Source organism: Aquitalea sp. S1-19 (assembly GCF_024343515.1).
In genome coordinates this window covers 15,799-38,784 of record NZ_RJTZ01000003.1, presented here as the reverse complement: position 1 = coordinate 38,784, position 22,986 = coordinate 15,799, and the positions used below count along the sequence as shown (strand labels likewise).

Below are 22,986 nucleotides of genomic sequence, written 5' to 3'. Positions count from 1 at the left end.
TGTGCATTTTCTTGCTTGTTGTCGCCCCCCGTCCTTGACCTGATCGCGCACTCACCATCTCGTGTATCCAGACTTGCTAGAAGTATCTGTCTGATATTTTTTTGTGATTTTATTTATCCAAATTGACATGGTTTGATCCGTTTCCTACAACGGGTAGGGTGAAGTCTGGCATGTCGCCGGCAGTGGATGGTTGATGCCCATGGACAATAATATAAAATCTTTGAGCAAGCTGATGTTGCAACCAGATAGCCATAAACTTGGCCAGCCTGCGACCAACCCGATTATCGTCACCATTTCCTCGCTAATAGACCCATTTGTCTTCACCGTGATGACACTTGTCATTCCTTTTTTGTTGCAAGGCAGTGTCACGCCATCATATTTATTGTGTGCCTTGGCTGTGTTTTTATTGACTTTCCCCGGTAAAGCCCGACTTGAGTCCAGTTTTTGGGGCGTTATGTTTGGCGTAGCTAAAACCTGGCTATTGGTATGTGCCGTTTTGCTGGTTGTTTCCTATCTGGTGCATGCCAGCTATTTATTTAATGAGCACATGTTAAGCCTGTGGTTGTGGTCGCCACCACTTATTGCACTCTCCGGTCATGCGATATTTCGCCTTATTGCACCGCGGTTTTTATTAAAGCAAAAAAAAGCCGTGTGTGTAGGCATGACATCACATGGTTTGATTATGGCGCGGCGCGTGCGGCATGCGCATTTGTCCGATATTAAAATACTGGGATTTTTTGATGATAGAGTCGGCGAGCGAGTTTCCAATGAAGAATTTACTTTGTTGGGCAAGGTTGACGCTTTGGCAGACTATATAAAGCTCCATAAAATTGACGTGATTTATGTCACGCTGGCGATGACCAGCCAGCCGCGTATTTTGCAGATGCTGGATGAACTGCGCGATACCACGGTTTCCATCTACTTTGTGCCGGACGTGTTTGTGACCGACCTGATACAGGGCCGGGTCGACAGTCTATGCAATATGCCGGTGATTGCAGTATGTGATTCGCCATTTAGTGGTAGCCATTCTTTTATCAAGAGGGGAAGCGATATTGTATTGTCTATCATTATTCTGCTATTGATCAGCCCGCTTATGCTGCTTGTGGCACTTGGCGTGAAGTTGAGTTCACCCGGCCCTGTTATCTTTGTTCAGCGCCGTTATGGGTTGAACGGGGAGGAAATATATATCTATAAATTCCGTTCGATGACGGTATGCGAAGATGGTAATGTAATAAATCAGGCTAAAAAGTACGATAGTCGAATTACTAAGTTTGGTGCTTTTATCCGTAAGTCTTCGCTGGATGAGTTGCCGCAATTTATCAATGTTTTACAGGGTCGCATGAGTATTGTCGGGCCACGTCCGCATGCTGTGGCCCATAACGAGCAATACCGTAAACTGATCAAGGGTTATATGGTGCGGCATAAGGTAAAGCCGGGAATTACCGGTTTGGCGCAAGTGTCTGGTTGCCGAGGGGAAACTGATACCTTGGAAAAAATGCGGCAGCGTATTGAGTACGATATTGAATATTTGCGTAGATGGTCTTTAGGTCTGGATTTGCAGATTATTTTTCGGACAGTAACAACTTTGGTTAAAGGCGATAAGCAAGCTTATTAAGATGTTTTTTAGTTTGGCAAGGCAGTGTGTTTTGTCTTGTCTGGTGTGGAGTGTCACAAATATAAACAATGGAGAAAGTCTATGCATACAAATTGCCGTTTTTGTGGCCACTCTGCACACCATGTGCTGGCGGATCTGGGAATGCAGCCCTTGTCCAATGCTTTGCGCAAGGAGGGCCAAGCCAATGATATGGAACGTTACTATCCCTTAGGGGCTTTGGTCTGCGAGAATTGCCTGCTGGTACAAGCCCCGGGCAGCGAGGAAGCCAGCGAGATTTTTTCCGAGCACTATCCGTATTTTTCGTCTTGCTCCGATACTTGGCTTGCCCATGCCAAGGCGTATAGCACGGCCATGACCGAGCGCTTCGGTCTGAATAAAGACAGTCTGGTGGTCGAGATCGCCTGTAATGATGGCTATTTGTTACGCTGGTTTCAGGAGACAGGCATTCCGGTTTTTGGCGTGGAACCCACGGCGGATACGGCAAATGTGGCCAAGGCGCTGGGCATTCCTGTCGAGACCGAGTTTTTTGGCCGCGACTATGCGGCCAGTCTGGTTGCGCGCGGTTTGTCTGCCGATTTGATGCCTGCCAATAATGTCGTCGCGCATGTGCCGGATATCAATGACTTTGTCGGTGGCTTTGCCGTACTGCTCAAGCCGGCAGGGGTCGCCACCTTCGAGTTTCATCATGCCTTGCATCTGTTGGACAATCTGCAGTTCGACACGATTTACCACGAACATTTTTATTACCACTCGCTGACTACCTTCAAGAAAATACTTGAGCACAACGGACTGGCGCTTTTTGATGTGGAAGAGTTGCCCACCCATGGTGGTTCTCTGCGGGTATTTGCCCAGCGTGCCGATACTTGCGTCCATCCGGTCAGTGAGCGTGTGCAGCGTCTGCTGGATGTCGAGCATGCGGCAGGGCTGGATCAACTCTCGACCTATATGGGCTTCAATAGCCGGGTTGTCGCGCGCAAACAGGAAATCCTGCAGTTTCTGATCGATGCCAAGCGTGCCGGCAAGGTGATGTGTGCTGTGGGTGCGCCGGCCAAGGGTAATACCCTGCTCAATTATCTCGGGGTACGCAGCGACTTTATCCGCTACACCGTCGACCACACCCCGGCCAAACAGGGTATGTATTTGCCCGGTTCGCACCTGCCGGTCAAGGCACCGGAGCAGATTTTTATCGACAAGCCGGATTATCTGGTCATCCTGCCGTGGAACTGGAGCGAGGAATTGATGCAGAAATTTGCTGGCATTCGCGAGTGGGGCGGCAAGTTTGTCGTGTTCTGTCCTGAAGTCAAGGTGCTGGATTAAAGGCAGCAAAACGGTTGACCCGTTTGTATGTCGGCCACTGTCTTATGGGCAGGGGGTCGTCGTATAAGCGGGTCTTGCCAGTTTAAGTCAATCTAAAAAGGCCGCTGGCGGCAGGGTTATATGAACGAATTATCTTCACCTGCACGGGTCGGTATTGTCGGTACCGGGCCCATGGCACAGAGCTTTGCCAAACTAATACAGCGCCACTGCCCGGATTTATCGCTGGGAGCGGTGCTGACCCGGCGTGATCCGGATAGCGTGTCCGGTTTTGATCCGGCTTGTCTGACTGTTTCGCTGTCGGCCTTGCTGGACAACTCCGATATCGTCGTCGAGATGAGCGGGGATGTGTTTCATGGTTCTCTGGTCGCCGAGGCCGCACTAAAAGCCGGCTTGCCGGTAGCGACACTCAATGCCGAACTGCATGTGACCACAGGTTCATATCTAGCCGGCCTGGGGGTATTCAGTGAGGCCGAGGGAGACCAACCAGGATCTATTGCCGCGCTGCATGAGGATGCCTTGGCCATGGGTTTTACCCCTATGGTGTACGGCAATATGAAAGGCTTTCTCGACCATAATCCGTCGCGGGCCAGTATGGCTTACTGGGCCGAACGTCAGGGTATCAGTCTGGCCAATACTACCGGTGCGACCGATGGCACCAAGGTGCAGATCGAACAGGTATTGGTGGCTAATGGCTTGGGCGCCGGCATTTTGCTTCAGGGTTTGGCCGGCCCCGCCTGTGCCAGCCTGGCCGAGGGCGCAGCCGCTTTGGCACGTCAGGCTCAAGAGAAAGGCATGGTCATTGCCGACTATGTGCTGGCCGAAGGCTGGGCACCTACCGGCGTATTTATCGTTGCGCGCCATGATGCGGATCTCGCCCCCCTGCTTAATTACTTCAAGCTGGGGGCCGGCCCGGACTACCTGCTAGTAAAACCGTATCACCTGTGTTCGCTTGAAGTCGCCAAAACCGTACGCCGCCTGCTTGCAGGCGGCAAGGTGTTATTGAACAACGGCAGTCGGCCCCGCATGGGTGTGGGGGCGGTTGCCAAGCATGTGCTTTTACCCGGAGATTTTATCGGTCAGGGGAGCGGTGGCTTCGATGTGCGTGGCGAGGCGGTGATGGTAGGTGAATATTTGCAACATGTCCCTATCGGCTTGATGAGTGGTGCGCGTATGCGTCGCCGGGTGGAGCCTGGGCAGATGCTTGGGTTGGATGACGTGGATTTGCCTGACTCGCGGGTGGCTGCGATAGCCTTGCAATGTCTGTGTGGCAGTGTTGCGTAATTGGTTTATGCCTGGATAGCGATAGTCGTTTAGTTTGAGTTGCTGCTTGTCTTGTGGCCTTATAACAAAATTAACGTTTGTCATGATGTGGGTTGTGGTTGAATCGAGCCCACTCATGGCTACTTCAGGTATGGGGGGTCATATGAAGCAGCCAAGCCGAGTGCATCTTTTGCATATCAGTATCCTGAGTGCCCTGCTTGCTATCGGACACGGTGCTCAGGCAGATGAGCTGGATGCCGTGCAATTTTTTGCCGGCATCCGCTTGACGCATGACTCCAATTTGTTTGGTAGTGAGAGCAATGCCAAGTCTGATTGGCTGGCACGCACCGAAGCGGGCGTAATGCTGGATAAGCGTTATGGTTTGCAGCGATTGAAGCTGGACGTGTCTCTGGTTGATTACCGTTACCGTGAATACGATGACAACGATTTCACAGCCTACCCCTATGCAGCTAGCTGGCAATGGGTACTGGGTTCACGTCTGAGCGGCGATTTTTTGTTGCAGCACGATGAAACGCAGGATCTGATTGATCCGGCTTTTCTTGCTGATAGTGTGAATATAAAAACTACAGACTTTCAGCGTGCCAGCTTGCAGTGGCAGGTCATGCAGCGTCTATATCTGCTGGGTGGTTTCGATCACAGCAAGACCGATTACAGTCAGCCAAGCTTTTCCGTCAGTGAGGAGTTAAAAAGTGCCGAACTGGGATTGCGCTATCAAACGCCGGCGGGGAATGATTTGCAGCTTATCATGCGCGATGGTCGTGGCGAGGAGCAGGGACGGTTCGACTTTGACCAGCGCAGCTATCTGGTTAGCACTAACTGGCAATTGGCGGACAAGACCCGGTTAGAGGCTGGGCTGGGACGGCTTGAGCGTAGTTATGACTCGAATCCTGGGCGGGATTATTCGGGTAAGAACGGTTACGTTACCCTGCGCTGGGCGCCTACGGCCAAGCTGCAGATCAGTTTAAGCGGGCGCAATGATGTTGAGGCACAGCAGTTTTTCACCTCCAAACAAACGACGACCTGGGCGCTGGAGCCCGTGTGGCAAGTCAGCCATAAAGTGCGCCTGAGCGCTGGACTGTCGCGCGCGGACACGGATTATAAGGGGGCGCCTGCTAATACCCCCCAGTTTAAGGAAACGACGGATATCCTGCGTTTGGGGGCCGACTGGCAGATACTTGATCCGCTTAGAATTAGCACCGAGCTTTCGCACGAAAGGCGTGACTCAACAAACCCTTACCCTAGTTATCGTCGGATGCAATTCTGGCTGGGCGCACGGTTTGCATTCTGACGGCAATCACAACAATTCGCATATATTTTATTTTTATACTTGTAAATAAACTTATTTAGCAAAAATGAATTTGCGATGCTATAAATCAAAAATATACAAGTCACGCAAGTTGCAGGCAGCGTAGGTGGAGTTAATGTTTTCCAGCTTTGACTGGGTATGCTCAAGCATCCTCGATGCATCTGAGATGCGGTTTGCTGCAAGCTGTGAACTTCTTAATGGTGATCCCCGCTGGAGGATAAGCTGATGCCTAAGTTCTTGACCGGTAAACTCAAGGCCATACTGTTGTTGACCCTGGCTATGTCTGGCACTCCAGCATTGGCCGAGCCTGTCGATTATCAGTTGGCAGCGGGAGATACTATCCGCCTGCAGGTATTCCAGAATCCGGATCTGACACTCGAAACCCGGGTGGGGGAGAGTGGCATGATTACTTACCCCTTGATTGGTCAGGTGAAGGTCGGCGGTCTGTCCCCAGCCAATGCCGAGGCCGTAATTGCTCGTGCGCTGAAAAAAGGCGGGTTTGTCGAGCAACCTCAGGTCAATATTTCGCTGTTGCAGGTGCGTGGTAATCAGGTGTCGGTACTTGGTCAGGTTAATCGCCCTGGCCGTTTTCCGCTGGAAACAGGCAATACCCGGGTATCAGATTTGTTGGCGCTCGCCGGCGGAACAGCAGCTACGGGTAGCGATACGGTCGTGGTCAGCGGGTTACGCAGCGGGAAGCCTTTCCATTGGGAAGTCGACATGCCTGCACTATTTCTGGGGCAGAACGCCGCCAGTGATGATCCAGTTGTGCAAGGTGGAGATGTGCTCTTTGTTCATCGGGCGCCGGTATATTACATCTATGGCGAGGCTCAGCGCCCAGGGGCATTTCGTATAGAGCGTGGCATGACGGTTCAGCAGGCTCTGGCACAAGGTGGGGGGCCTACGCCGCGTGGTACCGAGTGGCGTTTGAGCATTAACCGCAAAGGCGCGGATGGCAACCTGGTTCAGGTTAGTCCGGCTCTTTCCGATCTGGTCCAGGCAGATGATGTGATTTATGTGCGCGAGAGCCTATTTTAACGGTTTGCACAATGCTGGAGTATTTCTTGATGAAAAGAAAAATACTTGCTAGCCGCTGGAGCCTGTTTGGCATGCCGTTCCTTCTGGTGCTTGTCGCCTGTGGAGAGCAACAGGCCAAACCTGCTACTCAGGTTGCTGCCATTGTTAATGGTAATGAAATTACGGTTCATCAGTTAAATGCCGCTTTGCAGTCTGTCAATCCCTTGCCGGTGAGTGATAAAAATGCAGTGCAAAAAAAGGCGCTAGAGCATCTGATTGAACAGCGTTTGCTCAGTGATAAGGCGATAGCTGAAAAATTGGATCGAGATCCTCAGGTCATGATGGCAATGGAGAACGCACGTTTAGATGTGCTGGCTAAAGCATGGCTAAATAGTGCTTTGGATCAACAGGTAAAGCCAGATGGTCGAGCTGCTATTCGTTATTACAATAGTCGGCCCGAGCTTTTTTCCGAGCGCAAGATTTATCGTTTGTACAATGTGTCATTGGCTAACCAGCCTGGTTTGGTTTCTGATTTGCAGTCCGAGATTGATTCTGGTAAATCGATTTCAGATATTGTCGCCTGGTTGAATGGTGAAAAGATATCTGCCAATGTGGAGAGTGCCACCGTTGGGGCAGAAGCGCTTCCCATGGATGTATTGAAAAAGTTAGCCATTTTGAATGATGGTGAATTGATTTTGTTGGACGGGAAAAATGTTGTGACTATTATTCAGGTAGTTGCTTCGCAGCATTCGCCGGTATCTGAAGAGGTTGCCTTGCCTCAGATACAGGGAATTCTCATTGCTGAGCAACGTAACGAATTAATGGGAAAGCTGATTTCACAGCTAAAAAAGGATGCAAAGCTTGAGTATAAATTAATTAATAATGATACATCTGTTCGACCTGCCTCTTCAGCTGTTGATGTCAAAAAATAAAAGACGATAATCTGATTTTGCACATATTATGTGTTGTGTGCGCACTTAGTGTTTTTGTATTTATACCATTCAATGATAATATGTAGCTAAGTAGGTGGCTTAATCATGGAAATCCTTGCAAACTATCACAGTAAAAAAGTTGCGATTTTTTTACCATGGTTGTTATTGGGTTCAGGGTTTTGCCTATTGTACATACCTACGGTATGGACGCTGATGCACGGGCTGTGGGGAAGTGAACAGCAAGGGCATGGTCCTATTGTATTGGCGGTATGTATTTGGTTGTTTTGGAGAAAAAGGATTGAGGTTGCTAGCGCTGAAGTGTCCAGTGGCCAAATCATGTCCTGGGCTTTATTGTTTGCGGGCTGCTTGATCTATGCGCTTGGGCGTTCACAGGGTATCTTGATTCTTGAGGTTGGTTCCAGCCTCCCGATGGTGGCGGGCTCCGTGCTCTTGCTACGTGGTTCTGCTGCGCTACGCTTGCTCTGGTTCCCTATCTTTTTCATGTTGTTTCTTTTACCTTTGCCTGTCAGTGTGGTTGATGCTTTGACGCAACCCATGAAAATGGCTGTTTCATGGGTTGCCGAGTTTTTATTGTTTCATGCTGGTTATCCGATTGCCCGCTCTGGCGTCATGTTGCAGATAGGTTCTTATCAATTACTGGTTGCCGATGCCTGTGCCGGGTTGCAGACACTGTTTACGCTTGAAGCGATGGGTTTGCTTTATCTCAACATTGTCCGGCATAGTTCCTTGCTGCGTAATGTCGGCTTGGCGATTTTGATTATACCTATTAGTTTTGTCGCCAACGTGGTTCGAGTTTGTGTTTTGATTTTGGTTACCTACCATTTTGGCGATGCCGCCGGTCAAGGTTTTTTACATGGTTTTTCTGGTATGGTGCTTTTTGTCGTTGCCTTGTTGTTGATCATCGGTACGGATAGCTTGTTGCGTTTTACTGGAAATAAGGGATCGTCGCATGTCGCGTGATATTCGTGTGGCTATGCTGGCTTTTATTCTGATGTCGCTCGCTGCACTTTTAGCTATAGCCCTGGCACCTACGCAGTATTTATCTCGGGTGAGAGGTGGATTTGATCTGGCTGTTGTTATTCCTTCCCGTGTGGGGGACTGGAAAGAGGATGTAAACGGCCCAATGGTTGTTCTTAATCCGCAGCAACAAGCCATAATAGAGAAAATATATACCCAGACATTAGCTCGGACTTACGTAAATCGTAAGGGTGAGCGTGTGATGCTCTCTATAGCTTATGGTGCTGATCAGCGTGATGGGATGCAGCTGCATTACCCAGAAGTCTGTTATCCCGCCCAAGGTTTTGTGATTCATAGCAATGTGAGGCAGGATGTCATGTTGCTAGGTAAAAAAATTCCAGTCAGGCGCTTAGAAACGACATTGCGCGAGCAGCGTTACGAGCCGCTGACGTACTGGTTTACTGTTGGCAATTATCCTTTAGCGGATAGCTGGAAAAAAAAGCCGGCTGAATTGAATTACAGCTTGCGTCACCAACTGATTCCTGATGGTTTGTTAGTTCGTGTATCGTCCATTGGACGCGATAGCGTGGCAGCTTATCATTTGCAAGATGATTTTATCCGTCAACTGGCTAAGCACATTGCACCTGCCCATAGAGGCCAATTTTTTGGTATCTAAATTCAATAATTGTGCCATATTTAATGAGGTTGGTTAGCGCTTTATAAAGTTTTGGCTGCGCCAGTTGTAGTGTGCTTTATCTGGTGGTGGTCGGAACAGACAAGACAAGTTGCAAGGACAAGGGCACATTATGAATTTATATCAGCTACTGCAAGTCTTGAAGGCTAGGCGCCATTTGGGTTTTCTGGTTCTTGGTCTTACGGTTTTGACAGCCCTGATCGTGAGCTTGCTTTTACCTAAGGAATACACTGCGGAAACCTCAGTGGTTCTAGATGTGAAGTCGCCAGATCCTGTTGCGGGTATGGTGTTGCCAGGCATGATGGCACCGGGTTATATGGCAACTCAGGTTGATATTATCAATAGTGAGCGAGTGGCGCGTCAGGTTGTTCACCTCTTGGGATTGGAAAAAAACCCGGCGATACGCGAGCAATGGCGTGAAGAGACACAGGGTCGTGGGCAATTGATAGAGTGGTTATCCACTTCGTTAAAGAAAGGCTTGACCGTTGTTCCATCCAGGGAAAGTAATGTTATCAGTATCGAGTTTTCGGCAACTGACCCGCAGTTTTCAGCAACCGTCGCCAATGCCTTTGCCCGGGCTTACATTGATACTAATATTGGTTTACGGGCAGAGCCGGCTCAGCAATATGCACAGTGGTTTGACAGTCAGACCGTTATTCAACGGCGGCAGTTACAAGCTGCACAAAAAGCTTTGTCTGATTTTCAGCAAAAAAGCGGTATTGTAGCCGGGGATGAACGTCTCGATTATGAAACGACCCGGTTGAATGAGCTATCCAGTCAATTGACGCAAGTTCAGTCTCAGACGCAGGATGCAAAAAACAAGCAGCGTGGTGGGAATGATACTTTGCCTGAGGTAATGCAAAGTCCGCTGATTATCCAGCTAAAAACAGATATTGCTCGTAGTGAATCGCAGTTGCGCGAACTGTCGGCAAAAACAGGTGTTAATCACCCGCAAGTACGCAGCCTGGCGGCCCAATTGACTAATCTTAGACAAAGTCTGGCAGAAGAAACACGCAAGGTACGTATTGCTTTAGGTACCAGCGGGCAGGTTAGCTTATATAAAGAGGCAGATCTGAAAGATGCAATTGAAGCCCAGAAGCAAAAAATTCTTGAATTAAAGAAACAGCGTGATGCTATCAGTGTGTTGCAGATGGAGGTGCAGAATGCCCAGCGTGCATTTGATGGGGTTAATCAGCGCGCCTCTCAGAGCAAGCTGGAGTCGCAGATGGTGCAAACCAACGTTAGCATATTAAACCCAGCCGTCGAGCCCTTATTGCCGACACGCCCCAAAATAATTCTGAATTTATTGGTTGCCATTTTTCTTGGTAGTGTGCTGGCTATCGCCGCTATGCTGCTGCGCGAAATGATGGATAGGCGTGTGCGTAGCGTGGAAGACCTGGTGCTACTTAGCGGGGCACCTTTGCTGGGCGTGGTGCAGGATGCTACATATTCCGCCGCTTCACCCCGTCTGCGCCAGAGTCGTTATCTTTCCTCCAGGGTTTAGCGCGAGGTATTAATTATGTCCGATTTGTCTCCCCCTAAGCTGAGTGAAGTTGTATTGGCGAGTGAAAAAGGCTCGAATCTGCGCAGTTTAGGTGACATTCTGGTGCGTGATGGTCTAATCAGTGCCAGTGACATTGTTTTGATAACCCGGTTTCAGGAGGAGCAGGGCATACGTTTTGGCGAGGCCGCCGTACGCTTGGGGCTGGTCAGCGAGGCCGGATTAATGCAGGCGCTGTCGCGTCAATATGACTATCCCTATTTAGACAGGGGGGATGACAGTATCAGTGCTGAAGTAGTTGCCGCATTTGATCCTTTTTCTCCTGTTGTCGAGCAATTACGTGGTTTGCGCAGCCAGTTACTGGTTCGCTGGTTCGGAGAGAAAAAGCACAAGACTTTGGCGCTGGTCAGTCCCGGCCCCGGTGAAGGGCGTAGCTTTATCAGTGCAAATCTGGCGGTTCTTTTTGCCCAATTGGGCGAGCGCACCTTGTTGATTGATGCCAACTTGCGTGGGCCCTGCCAGCACAGCTTATTTCGCCTGGGGAATCGGGCTGGGCTGGCCAATTTATTGGCAGGACGCTGTGAACTGGATGATGCTATTGATCATGTTGCGACATTGCCGCACCTGAGTGTCATGCCTGCCGGCATGGTGCCTCCCAATCCGCAGGAGTTGCTGAGTCGCCCGCGCATGGGTGAGTTGTTGATTCTGTTGCGTCAATATTTTGATGTGATTTTGCTGGATACGCCGCCGGCATCCGGCATGGCGGATGCCGGCATTATCGCGCGCTGGGCCGCTGGTGCACTGATCGTAGCTCAGCGCAACCAAAGCTCAGCGTCTGCTTTATCTGCCCTGGCCAAAGATCTGGAACAGGCGCAAATACCTCGGGTTGGCTGTGTGATCAATCGCTGAGTGGTTTTTGTGTACGAGAGGGCGCTATGGCTAAACAGCCGGTTATGTTATGCACCGCAGGGCGTGGTGGCATGTTGTCTGTAGTGGAGCGCTATCGGGCGGATGGACTTTTTTCCCGCTGGAATGTCCGCCTGCTTTCGCCGCATGAAGAAGGTTCGCTTGGCCGCAGGTTGTGGGTGGCACTGCGTGCCTTGCTGATTTTTTGTCGCGAGCTGCTATTGCGCCGGGTCAGCCTGTTGCATTGCCATGTTGCCATGGCGGGTAGTTTCTGGCGCAAGTCGGTTTTTGCCTGGCTGGCGTTTGCCTGTCGCGTGCCGGTTATTTTCCATTTGCATGGCTCAGACCTGAAACCTTGGTATGCGGCGCAGTCTCCTTTCTTGCAAAAACGTATTCGCAGCACGCTGGAGCATTGCTCAGCAGTTTTAGTCCTGTCGGATAGCTGGGCCGATTTTATTCATACGCTCGCACCGACTGCCCGCGTTCTTGTATTGCCCAATTATGTCGAGCTCCCTTCGGCAGCGTTAAGTCGGCAGGCACAGCAAATGGTGAACGTGTTATTTCTTGGCATCATTGGCGAACGCAAAGGCGTGTTTGACCTGTTGCCGGCTTTCGCGCAGGCACGGGCAATCTATCCTTTTATGCGTTTGCAAATCGGTGGTAATGGCGAGCTTGAACAGGCTCGCCGCCAAGCCGAAGCTTTGGGTCTGGCGGCAGACGTCGATTTTCTGGGTTGGGTCGGGGGCGCTGAGCGTGACAAATTGTTGGCCGAGGCTGATTTAATGGTCTTGCCTTCATATAACGAAGGCCTGCCGGTCAGTCTGCTGGAGGCGATGGCTTGGTCGTTGCCTGTTATCTCGACTCGGGTTGGTGGTATTCCCGAACTGGTGAGTGAGGGTGTGAATGGCTTGCTGCTCGATGCCGGTGATATTGACGGCTTGCGTGATGCCTTGCTGTGTTTGGCCTCGGATGCTGCCTTGAGAAAAAGTATGGGGCAGGCAGGGCGCTTGCGGGTGGCCTCGACCTTTTCTCGTAGTGCCGTGTTGCCAGTGCTTGAAGCTTTGTATGGCGAGTTGACCGGTAAGCCTCATCTTGAGGCGCAGCGCCAGTCTGCCTGAAGTTTGAAAGGAAGACCATGAATCGCAATCGGACCAAGGTTTTGGCTATCGCCTCTGGCGGGGGGCATTGGGTGCAATTGTTGCGCTTACGCGCAGCTTTTGACGGGTGCGAAGTTGCCTATGCCAGTGTGCACCCCGCCTCGCAGGATGAGGTGCCCGGTCATCGTTATTATGCATTTCGTGACGCATCGCGAAAAAACAAACTGGCTTTTGTGCGCGTGGTGTTTCGCATGCTGTGGATCATATTGCGTGAACGGCCGGACGTCGTAGTGACAACAGGCTCGGCGCCAGCTTTGTTTTGTGTGTTTTTCGGACGCTTATGTGGCGCACAGACCTTGTGGATAGACAGTATCGCCAACTGCCAGCAGTTGTCGCATTCAGGTAAAAAAGCACTGCGCATTGCCCATCGCTGTGTCAGCCAGTGGCCAGAAGTCGCACGTAGCAACGGCATCGAATACTGGGGGGGCGCATTGTGATTTTTACCACAATCGGATCCATGCTGCCTTTTGACCGTTTGGTACAAGCAGTTGACCGCTGGAGTGGTGAGCATCCGGCACAGAAGATATTGATTCAGCTAGGGCAAGGGCAGTATTTGCCAAAGCATGCCGAGTGGGTTCGCATGATGCGGCCTTTGGAGTTTAACCAGTCGGTTGAGTCTTGTGAGTTGATGGTTGCCCATTTGGGAATGGGGTCTTTTATTACTGCCATGCAGGCAGGTAAACCGGTTATTTTGTTTCCCCGCTCGTTTGCCTTGGGCGAGATCACTTCCGACCACCAAAGGCAGGCGGCCGATTGGTTGCGAGGCAGGCCTGGAGTCTGGGTGGCCGATGATGAAACGGCATTGTTGGGTTTGCTGGATGCCTTTTGTGCGGGGCAACTCTCGGTGTCGCCCGAAGTGGGCTCGCGTAGTGCTAGTACCGAACTGATTGCTCATGTGCGGCAATTCATCCATGAAAGTAGCAGGCAAAAGCGGGAGCATGTGGGTGAGTAGCGATGCCTACCGTCTGCCGGAAGGGCGGCGTCTGGCGGATCTGGCTGTCGTTGTAGGCGCCATGGTGCTGGCCGTGCTGTTTGGTTGGGTTGCGGCCAAGGGTGCCGTACTGCCCAGTGCGATGGCTGTGGGTGTGTTGTTTGGCGGGCTTTTTTTTAAGCGTTCGGATCTTGCCATCAGCCTGGTGCTGGTTGGCACTTTGCTATTAATGGGGCCGGTTGGCCTTTTTTTTCCTGCGTTAACCAAACTTGCATGGTTATTTTCGCTGTTGGGCTTTTTTTTATTGGCCAGCATGATACTGATCGGCTTAAGCGCACGGCAAGGCCAAGTGCCGCTACCTGCATTTATGGTTCTTCTTCTGTCTCTGATGTGTGTGAGTACGGTGATTTCATTCTTCGGCGGTGGTGGTGTTGCCGAGGTCAGTGCCGGAGTCAAACGTGCATGGCAGTTGTGGGGCCTGATGTTGGCGCTGGCCATGATGCCGCTAAATGACCGCGGAGAAGCCTTGTATCAAGGCTGGCTCAAGCTGCTTTTTTTTATCGCCTTGTTGCAACTGCCGTTTGCACTTTACCAGTACTGGGTACTGGTACCTCAGCGCATGGGCATGGGGCATGGTGTGGTTCCTATTGATGTCGTCGTCGGTACATTCGAAGCCAGTATGACTGGCGGTGGATCCAGTAGCACGATGGCCATGTTTTTGATTCTGGTGCTGGCTTTTGTGCTGGCTTCATGGAAAGAAGGCTTGCTCAAAAGCCGGCATGCTTTGTTGCTCTCGTGCTGGCTGGGCGCACCATTGTTTATTGGTGAAACAAAACTGGTTTTGGTGTTGTTGCCGTTGATGCTGCTGATCGTTTTTGTGACCGATATCCGCAAACATCCAGTCGCAGCCCTATTGGCCGTGTTGCTCGGTGTTTTGCTAACCACGACGCTGGCTTGGCTGTACTTCAAAATGCTTGCCACCGATTTTATGACACCTGCCGAACGGTTGCAGCAAACGCTGGATTACAACTTCGGTGCTGTGGGTTACAGCGGGCGTTATAGTCTGAACCGAACATCGGTTGTGACATTCTGGATGAATGAACATGGCTGGCGCAATCCGGTCACTACGTTATTTGGGCATGGCCTGGGGAGTTCATACAGTGGCGATGGTTCGCTGGTGCCGGGGCATCTCAACAGGTTTTATGGCGGGCTGGATATCAACCTTACAACGCTTTCCACCTTGCTGTGGGATGGTGGATTACTGGCCGTAAGCTTACTGATAGGCGCTTTCTTCTTTGCTTGGCGTACATCTTCCCGCTTGCTTAGACAGGCTGGTGTTGGGCGGGACAAAGTCATTCTCAATGTGCTACGCGTCTCGTTGATTTTCAATTTCTTCATGGTTTTTTACTCCAACTCGATGCTGTCCAGTATGAGTCACGAGGCCTTGCTGGCCTTTACCTTCGGTTATCTTGCCTGGCTGGCAAGGAGGTCTCATGTCGCAACGCCTGCTATACCTGACACGCGAGAAGTGTCCCAGTTTTCGGCCTGATCTGGCGCAATTGTTTGGTGTTGAGCTGCCTAAGCTGGGATGGCTCTGTGATATTGCCGCCGTAGAGGATGCGAGTGCCGGGGGGGGCTGGCTAGCTGGTGATGTTTTTTTACAGCATGCCGGAGGTACTGGGGGGCGGGTGATGGCCTCTTTACGTGCGGCTTTGAGCCTGTTTACCTTGCCATCGCGTCAACAATATTGCGCTATTCAGGTTCGCGATCGCGCGATAGGTGCCTTGATTGGCCTGCTGGCTGCGCGCTGGCATGGTTTGCCTTTTTTTTACTGGATGTCGTTTCCTCTGGCCGAGGAAATGCAGGATGTAGGCAAGGGGCGGATTCATGCCGAAGTTTCAGTATGGCGCCGCCTGTTCTGGCGGATTCGAGGGCGGATATCAGCGTGGGTGCTATATCGCTGGGTTTTGCCCAGAGCCGATCATGTGTTTGTGCAGAGTGATGCCATGAAATACATGCTGACAGACAAGGGGGTGCTGTCAGAGCGGATGACGCCGGTTCCTATGGGCGTAAGCCTCCCCGCTACGCTAGATCAACTGGAACCTCCGGCAGATAGGCGTCTATGTGGCCGAAAACTGCTGGTTTATCTAGGTGCGCTGGAACGTCGCCGCCATCCCGAGCTGATGCTGGAGGCCATGGTGCAGGTCGTACAGGAAGAGCCGGATGCTTATCTGGTATTAGTTGGCGATGCCGAATTGCCGGGAGATCGCCAATGGCTGGATCGGGAAATTGTGCGTTTGGGGCTGACTAAATATGTCCATATTACAGGCTGGTTGCCCGCACATGAGGCACGCTGTTATCTGAAAGAAGCCCGGCTTGGCTTGTCGCCGATACCGCGCTCGCGTGTATTCGATGTTAGCTCGCCGACCAAGGTCGCGGAGTATCTGGCCTATGGTGTGCCGGTTATTGCCAACGACTTGCCTGATCAGGAAATTCTCCTCGATGCTTGTGCTGGCGGGCTGTGTGTTCCTCTGACTGCCGACGGTTTTTCAACCGCCATTCTGGCGCTATTACGTGATCCGGTGCGGGCGCGGCAGATGGGGGAGCAGGGCCGCAGCCGGATTGCGTTGTTACGCAGTTATCCGGTGCTGGCTGCCATGCTGGCCAATCGTTATAGCCAACTACTGGCAAGCCTCCCCTTGCAGACTTCAGGTACGAAAGCATAACTTTGGCATCCCATCATGGCGCTTTGCATGATGGAAAAATGGGTATTTGTTGGGTGAAAAATATATATGCATTGCAATTTGATAGTTTTATTTACTATAAAAAACTAAATGTACTGAAACTCGTTTTGCCAGTGCAGTCGTATCCCACGACTAATGCAAAGCTGTTTTACTCGCACCGGGGGGGTTGTGATGGATCGTATGGTTAATCTTGCTGTCGTCGGACTGGGAAAGATGGGCTTGTCGCATTTAGCCATGATCAATGCGCATCCCGATGTCTGTGTGACGGCTATTTGTGATGCCAGCGGTTATGTACTGGATGTGCTGGAGAAGTATACCGGGCTGGCTGCATACACTGATTTTGACACCATGTTGCGCGAGGCCAAGCTGGATGCGGTCATTATTGCCACCCCCTCGGGCATGCATGCTCCCATGGTCAAGGCTGCGCTGGAACGGGGGTTGCATGTTTTTTGTGAAAAGCCATTCTGTCTGGATACAGCTGATGGCGAGATGCTGACGCAAATGGCGCAAGCGACTGACCGGGTCAACCAAGTTGGTTATCACTGCCGTTTTGTCGGTGCATTCCAGGAGGTCAAGCGACTGCTGGAGGCAGGTGCCATTGGAGAGGTGACGCATATTCAGGCTGAAGCTTACGGCCCGGTTGTGCTTAAACCCAAGGGAAGTTCGTGGCGTACACAACGTGCCGAGGGCGGGGGCTGCTTGTATGACTACGCTGCCCACCCGCTGAATCTGGTGACCTGGTATTTCGGCATGCCATTTGCTGTGGGCGGCACAGTGCTTAACTCCGTGTTTTCAGCCCAGACCGATGACGAGGTGTTTGCAACCTTGTTTTATCCGGACGGGAAAAGTGCTCAGATTTCGGTGAGTTGGAGCGACGAGTCTTTTCGCAAAATGAGTACAGCAGTCACCGTGCTCGGCACTCAGGGCCGTATTCGCGCAGACAGGCAGGAGTGCCAGGTTTATTTGCGAGACACGGCTAAGCTGCCTGCGGGTTATCAGTATGGCTGGAATGTGAGGTACACCACCGAACTGACTGCACCGGTATGGTTTTATGTGCGCGGTGAGGAGTATTCAGCCCAACTGGATTATTTCATTCAGTGTATCCGCTTGGGTACAGCAAGTGAGAATATCAATAGTTTTGCCGAAGCGCAGGCAACAGATCGCGTGATATCGATGCTGATTGCCGATGCCGAACAAGGTCCAATGCCGGTAGCCGCCCGCGAGGCCAAGGTCAAAAAGCGCTGGGCTATTTTCGGCGGCTAACGCCCATTACCATCAAAGGGGTCGCGTAAATGGACAAATTGTTGTTTGGGGATAATCAGTTTTTTGGCGTTAACCATATGTCGGAAGAAAAGGCCCGCGCCCAAGCCATGCGTTTCCAGCATATTCAGGCGGTGATGGATGTACTGGATGATGCCTATGATGAGGGTATCCGGACTTTCATGTGCACGACACATGATCGTATTGCGTTGGTCGCCGAGCATATGCGTGCGAATCCGACACGCTATAGTGGTTTCAAGTTTTATCCCTGCATGCCTTATGCGCACAAATACGCCAATGCTGTGACAGAAGACGGCATGATCGGTGCGCTCAAGCGCTTCTTGCCGAATGAGGGGCTATTCAATGCAGCGCTGCGCGGCGGGATGTCGCTGGCCAAGAAAGATATTGAAGGGATCACCACCTTACTGGTGGACGCCGAGATGAAAATGTTTTCTGGCCTGAATACGCCGGTCATCTTTCTGCAAAATGTGGTCGTTGATCTGCTATTGGGTCTGGGTTTCAAGGATGCGTTCCGTATTTTCGCCGATCATGTCCGTCAGCGTTATCAGGCTGAGCCCGGATTTATCACGATGAATTTGCCTCGACTGCTGCCTGTACTGCAAGAAATAGGAGTAGACACTCCTATCGTCTGCGCCAATATCAACAAGCTTGGATTCCGCATGAGTGGTGGACTGGAAGCCTACCAGCAGAATTTGCGCGACCAGCCATTTCGGGCTGTGGCCATGTCGGTGTTTGCCTCGGGCGCTATAGCGCCTGAGGAGGCCATAGAGTGGGTCAGCCAACAGCCAAATATCCAGTCCATGGTGTTCGGCGCATCTAGCCGCGGCAATATCCGCTCGACCCGCAATTTGGTAGAGCGTTTATGGTCACCTCCTGCCGCACCGGTATCTGTCGATATAAGTAGCAGGCCCATACTTGTACGTCCAAGTTGATACGGGGTCTGATGTTACCATAACGCGTTGTTATTGCAGCCATATGCGTAATTGCAGGGGGAGGGTCAGTATGTTTATTTTTCTGAAAATATAATGAAAAGTCAGCATTGATCTGCTTAATGTCATCATCGCGTGTAATACCTGCTGCAGATAGAAGGAGTTCTACATGATGAATGTGCTGGCTATTTATCCCGCGTTTGATATCGCGCTGAATGAAATGGCAATGGTGTGGAGTCGTTTGTGCGAGCAAGGTAAAGTTAGATGTACGGTTTTTGCCGGTGCACGCGATGTACTTAAGGGGGGGGTAGGCATTGCGTTGGATGAGCAGCATCCAAATCTGGATATTATCCGGCTGAATGTTGCGCTGGATTCGGAGGCTGCCATTGAGCGTATTGTGCATTTTGCCAAGAAAAACCGGCCAGATTGGGTGTTTTGTGCCATTGCACACAACCTGCCCGCTGCATTGGCCGTCAAGAAACAGACCGGTGCGCCCATATTGCTGCATGAAGAATTTCTTTCTGATAGCCGCATGGAACTCAAGCGCCGTTTTTATCTTGGTCTCGAGCCTTTACGGCCATGGATGATCAGATATCGTGCCCGACAACTACTGTCATGTACCGATCGTGCGTTTTGCTCCAATCCTGCCGAGTTTGATGTGGCAGGCAACGACCAAAGGGAAGGTAAGTTACTCTATCTGCCTTGGCCACATCCCGCAGCCGAATCCCCCCTTGGTTTAGAAACGCATGACTCGCATCTGGCTGTCTATATTGGCTCAGTCAGCAAGGTCAAAGGCGCAAGTGCATTAGGTGAGTATCTGTGTAGCCTGTTGCAGACCGAATCCGATATGCACATAGCACTGGTTGGCCCGGCGACGGATGCAGCAGGGCAACAGGCACTGGACAGGATTATGGCAGTAGGTGGCGAGCGGGTCAGTTGGCAGAAAAGTTGTTCGCGTGATCGCGCCCTGGAGTTGATTGGTTCGGGCTGCTTTGTCTTGTCGCCGGGTAAACTGAGCAATTGGGGTTTAATCGGTGATGCTTGGGGCTGCGGGACTCCCGTGATTGCCGTAGCGAGCCATTACGACCTGAAGGCTGGGCGCAACTGCCTGGTTGCTGCCGATGTTACCAGCTTTCTTCAGCAAGTACGGTGCTTGCGCACCGACGCAACCTTGTGGCAGCAACTGGCCCAGTCTGGACGACAGACTGTCAGTAAACGTCACGCGCCAGCCGTGACGGCTGAGCATTTATTGCGTGGCTTGCACCTTCCTTTAGTCGCGGCATAAAGATGGTGGATGTCTATTCAGTTGCCAATCTTAAGCGCAATGCTGCTCATTTTCTGGCGGGCAAGACAATCTCTGCTGGCCTGACTTTTTTTTTGCTGTTGCTATTGGTGCGGAAGCTGGAACTGATTGAGTACGGCGTCTATGTCACCTTTGTGGCAGCTATGGAGTTATTGTTAAGCTTTTCCGATGTGGGGTTGCATGCATTGGGTATCCGTTTCCTGCCGGAGTTCATGCTCAAGGCATCGGGGAAAAGGCTGAGCCTGCTGGTTGCCCGTCAGGTTGGTTGTTATGCTGGTATGGCCACACTTGTTGCACTGTTAATGTTGGCTGTGTTGCAGTTTTCAGGTGTTGATTTTGGCCTAGGGTCTCATTTGGCCGCCGCCAAAGTATATTTATTGGTGGGGGTGATCGAAGGAACTGCCAGGTTGCTGCGTGATCAGACGCTATCGTCGATGATGATGCAGTCTCTGGTGCGGGTAAGCCTGGTTAGCAGGTTATCTGTCTTGGTCGGAGGAATTTTGCTGCTGGATACGATAGGCAATCTGGACTTGATGCAAGTAGTGCTGCTTGAATTGTTTGCTTCGCTAGCAGGTTTACTGGTGTCGTCTGTAGGCCTAGTTCGTTTTCTGCTCACATTACGTAGTAGAGCGCAGGCTGCAGAGTGGCATGAGCCTAAGTGGTGGGACATGTGGCGTTCAAGTTTTCGGCTGTATACGTCTATGCTGGTTTCGATGCTTTATGGTGAGACGGTTTTTATCCTCTTGGTCAAGCGGTTTTTGGGTCTGGAGGCAGTAGCAGTTTTTGGCTTTATATTGAATCTTATCAGTCAAATACGGCGTTATCTGCCGGTTACCATGTTTTTTAGCCTGATCCAGCCCAAGCTGGTCGCAGCTTATGCCAACACAACCGATTGCAGTAGTTTATTTCGTAATGTAAATATAGCTTCAAAATTAAATCTGTTTTTTTTGTTGCCTCTGCTTGCCCTCGTTGCAACACATAGCAGTGAATTACTTTTTACCATCTCCGGTGGAAAGTTTACCGGAGATGGATATCTGCTAGCTTCATGCATGCTGATGTTGGTTCCTCTGTCTCAACGTGCACTACTGGAGGTGATGGCGCAGATTCTTACAGAAGAAAGATTCTGTGTGCGTGCTGCCTTGTCTGGATTATGGGTGGTTCCGTTGAGTATGTTTTTGTTTTTTTGGGGGCTTGGTATCTGGGCCGCTATTATTCCCATGGTGATCGGACAGGCTATTTTTGCAGTTTATATAATATTTCAGCTGCGGATTAAGTATGCTTATCCATTAGATGTGCATGGTGGCGTGCGATTGATTTTTTCATTCATGTGCGCACTTATTTTGGGCTGGATATTGCCAGTCGGGCAAGGTATTTTTGAGATAGGCATAATATCATTATTAGTATTTTGCGGCTTTCTTTTTGTGGCTTGGCTTTGTAAGCCATTCAGTCGTGAAGAGAATGTTATGATTAATGATTTATTTAAGTTTAGAGTGTTTGTCTGGTAAGTATTAATAAGTATAAAATAATTAAAATTGCTCTTGGTCTTTGTTGGTGAGTGAGGAAGCCATATTTTTATCACGATGTTTAGTGGGAAATATTTCAGGCTATATGCTTATTGTCCCTTTATTGGGAATAAATAACGCCACGGCCTTGTTCTGCAGGCAAGACCGTGGCGCAATGTAGAGCAAACCTAGTTTGTTATTCGTAGTGAAATTATTTCTATGATGCTTTATTTTCGGGAACATTTTATAGCTACTGGTGGCGAGAAAATGTAGCTCTAGTTGAGTGCGACCAATCTTGCTGTCTTGTAATAAATAAAACGATCATAGGAAAGAGGTTGGGTGTTTTTCCATAGATACATACCCATTGACCAGTTGTATGGATAGTTTGCACCTGCTTGAACGACAGGCCCATTTTTGTTGACTACCACGACACCATTGACTGTTATTTTAAGAAAACCTTTCCCTCCTTGCGAGGATTCTCGTTCATCTAGAAAAGCTTCGATCTTGACATCATTTTCTCCTGATGGGTCAATTCCACCCAGTCCTCCGATAGAGACACCGCCTTGTGCAGGATTGACTCGGGCATCAAAACTGATGGACAGCTTGCTTGGATTTTTCGGGTCTGTATCTAGCCCCATCAGTAGTGTTGGACCATAGCTAGGTGTTTTTAACTGCCAAATTGTGGCAGGTGACTCACCTGCTGGTGCCATATGCCATGGTGAACCAAGAGTGCGGCCACCAACTTTAAATTTAAGTTCCCAAAGGAAGTGCCTGCGTGTTGGAATAGGAAAGGCATTGACTTGAGTGCGTAATTTTTCTTCGACAATACCATCGCCTGCGATAACCCCTATCCCCATATATCCGCCTTGACGGAATAGTCGACCAGCAACCCCGCTATTTGACAGTGAATGTCCTTGTACAACTTGTGAGCTATTCGTGCTAGGGTTCCATGTGTTAACCGTATGAATATCCGAACGATTAATAGCGGTGTTGTAGAATGGTAAATGGCCGCTAAAGTCATAGGTGATATGAGATGCTCCAATGTCAACGCCAACTTTGGTATTTCCTATTGTTGGTGCATAAGGAGCTTTGGCGACAAAAACATTAGTACTAGGGTCTGGGATGATGGGAGGTTGTGGCTTTTCAGGGTCGACTGGTATTTCTGGTATGACAGGTTTGTCAGGGTCAACTGGGGGTTCCGGTATCTCAGGTTTTTCCGGGTTGACTGGTGGCTGTTCTGTTTGATTGCTTGAACTACCGCCGCCACCACAAGCTCCCAGGAGGGTGCTTAATAAAATTGCGATAGTGATTTTGGGTAATTTCATAAGTTGATCTTCTCGTAAGGGAATATGAGCTTGATTTTTCAAGAACAAAAGCAGCTACATCCACTCTTGAATGCGAAGATTATACGTTTAAATTCATGATGTTAATACGGTGGTGCTAGCCCTTCAAAAAAATGGGGGGGTGCTGGTGGAGTGGGTTATCTACCGAATACTAGGCCTGGCAAGGCTTTACGTTGGGGTGAAGTCCGCATTGCATTTTTAATGCGAAATAAAAAATTCTTTATGCATGCAATTTTTATAGTTTTTTCT

Annotated in this window: 20 protein-coding genes; 19 read left to right on the top strand and 1 reads right to left on the bottom strand. The window is 50.4% G+C overall.

From position 1 onward, the window contains the following. Nucleotides 1–199 precede the first annotated feature (199 nt). The 19 genes from EGI20_RS00945 (at nucleotide 200) to EGI20_RS00855 (ending at nucleotide 21,397) form a co-directional block, all read left to right on the top strand. Complete coding sequence (locus tag EGI20_RS00945; protein ID WP_498628889.1) at nucleotides 200–1,615, top strand: undecaprenyl-phosphate glucose phosphotransferase; 1,416 nt, start codon at nucleotides 200–202, stop codon at nucleotides 1,613–1,615. A gap of 81 nt (nucleotides 1,616–1,696) precedes the next feature. Beyond that, nucleotides 1,697–2,932 (top strand): class I SAM-dependent methyltransferase, encoded by a 1,236-nt coding sequence (locus tag EGI20_RS00940; RefSeq protein WP_498628887.1) that lies wholly within the window; start codon nucleotides 1,697–1,699, stop codon nucleotides 2,930–2,932. Nucleotides 2,933–3,052: 120 nt separating this feature from the next. Then, complete coding sequence (locus tag EGI20_RS00935; RefSeq protein ID WP_498628885.1) at nucleotides 3,053–4,213, top strand: hypothetical protein; 1,161 nt, start codon at nucleotides 3,053–3,055, stop codon at nucleotides 4,211–4,213. A 142-nt stretch (nucleotides 4,214–4,355) separates the two neighbouring features. Next, the gene (locus EGI20_RS00930) at nucleotides 4,356–5,501 is read left to right on the top strand and encodes an outer membrane beta-barrel protein (RefSeq protein WP_498628884.1); all 1,146 of its coding nucleotides are present in this window, start codon (nucleotides 4,356–4,358) and stop codon (nucleotides 5,499–5,501) included. A gap of 243 nt (nucleotides 5,502–5,744) precedes the next feature. Further along, a complete protein-coding gene (gene epsE, locus EGI20_RS00925) occupies nucleotides 5,745–6,557 on the top strand; it encodes a polysaccharide export protein EpsE (protein WP_498628882.1) in 813 nt (270 codons plus the stop codon). 29 nt (nucleotides 6,558–6,586) lie between these two features. Continuing rightward, a complete protein-coding gene (locus tag EGI20_RS00920; protein WP_498628945.1) occupies nucleotides 6,587–7,468 on the top strand; it encodes an EpsD family peptidyl-prolyl cis-trans isomerase in 882 nt (293 codons plus the stop codon). Nucleotides 7,469–7,573: 105 nt separating this feature from the next. Continuing rightward, nucleotides 7,574–8,449 carry an exosortase B gene (gene xrtB / locus EGI20_RS00915; protein WP_498628880.1) on the top strand — a complete coding sequence of 292 codons (876 nt, stop codon included), beginning with the start codon at nucleotides 7,574–7,576 and terminating at the stop codon, nucleotides 8,447–8,449. Then, entirely contained in the window at nucleotides 8,439–9,122 is a 684-nt protein-coding gene (gene epsI, locus EGI20_RS00910) for an exosortase-associated protein EpsI, B-type (protein ID WP_498628878.1), read from the top strand. The genes xrtB and epsI overlap by 11 nt, the downstream gene beginning before the upstream one ends. 130 nt (nucleotides 9,123–9,252) lie before the next feature. Then, nucleotides 9,253–10,644 (top strand): chain length determinant protein EpsF, encoded by a 1,392-nt coding sequence (gene epsF / locus EGI20_RS00905; RefSeq protein ID WP_498628876.1) that lies wholly within the window; start codon nucleotides 9,253–9,255, stop codon nucleotides 10,642–10,644. A gap of 15 nt (nucleotides 10,645–10,659) precedes the next feature. Beyond that, nucleotides 10,660–11,550: a chain length determinant protein tyrosine kinase EpsG gene (gene epsG / locus EGI20_RS00900; RefSeq protein ID WP_498628874.1), complete on the top strand. Its 891-nt coding sequence runs from the start codon at nucleotides 10,660–10,662 to the stop codon at nucleotides 11,548–11,550. A 26-nt stretch (nucleotides 11,551–11,576) separates the two neighbouring features. Then, entirely contained in the window at nucleotides 11,577–12,665 is a 1,089-nt protein-coding gene (locus EGI20_RS00895; protein ID WP_498628872.1) for a glycosyltransferase family 4 protein, read from the top strand. Nucleotides 12,666–12,682: 17 nt separating this feature from the next. Further along, entirely contained in the window at nucleotides 12,683–13,141 is a 459-nt protein-coding gene (locus tag EGI20_RS00890) for a hypothetical protein (protein ID WP_498628870.1), read from the top strand. After that, a complete protein-coding gene (locus EGI20_RS00885; protein WP_498628868.1) occupies nucleotides 13,138–13,656 on the top strand; it encodes a glycosyltransferase in 519 nt (172 codons plus the stop codon). Before EGI20_RS00890 ends, EGI20_RS00885 begins: the two co-directional genes overlap by 4 nt. Continuing rightward, complete coding sequence (locus EGI20_RS00880) at nucleotides 13,598–15,184, top strand: hypothetical protein (RefSeq protein ID WP_498628867.1); 1,587 nt, start codon at nucleotides 13,598–13,600, stop codon at nucleotides 15,182–15,184. Before EGI20_RS00885 ends, EGI20_RS00880 begins: the two co-directional genes overlap by 59 nt. A gap of 163 nt (nucleotides 15,185–15,347) precedes the next feature. Next, a complete protein-coding gene (locus tag EGI20_RS00875) occupies nucleotides 15,348–16,361 on the top strand; it encodes a glycosyltransferase (protein WP_498628866.1) in 1,014 nt (337 codons plus the stop codon). A gap of 189 nt (nucleotides 16,362–16,550) precedes the next feature. Next, complete coding sequence (locus EGI20_RS00870; protein WP_498628864.1) at nucleotides 16,551–17,642, top strand: Gfo/Idh/MocA family protein; 1,092 nt, start codon at nucleotides 16,551–16,553, stop codon at nucleotides 17,640–17,642. A gap of 29 nt (nucleotides 17,643–17,671) precedes the next feature. Further along, nucleotides 17,672–18,592 (top strand): hypothetical protein, encoded by a 921-nt coding sequence (locus EGI20_RS00865; protein ID WP_498628862.1) that lies wholly within the window; start codon nucleotides 17,672–17,674, stop codon nucleotides 18,590–18,592. 166 nt (nucleotides 18,593–18,758) lie between these two features. Further along, nucleotides 18,759–19,874, top strand: coding sequence for a glycosyltransferase family protein (locus tag EGI20_RS00860; protein ID WP_498628860.1), 1,116 nt, complete (start codon nucleotides 18,759–18,761; stop codon nucleotides 19,872–19,874). Nucleotides 19,875–19,876: 2 nt separating this feature from the next. After that, nucleotides 19,877–21,397, top strand: coding sequence for an oligosaccharide flippase family protein (locus EGI20_RS00855; RefSeq protein WP_498628858.1), 1,521 nt, complete (start codon nucleotides 19,877–19,879; stop codon nucleotides 21,395–21,397). A 272-nt stretch (nucleotides 21,398–21,669) separates the two neighbouring features. Here EGI20_RS00855 and EGI20_RS00850 read toward each other — a convergent pair whose 3' ends face one another. Beyond that, nucleotides 21,670–22,761, bottom strand: a complete 1,092-nt coding sequence (locus tag EGI20_RS00850; RefSeq protein ID WP_498628856.1) for a hypothetical protein — start codon at nucleotides 22,759–22,761, stop codon at nucleotides 21,670–21,672. Nucleotides 22,762–22,986 lie beyond the last annotated feature (225 nt).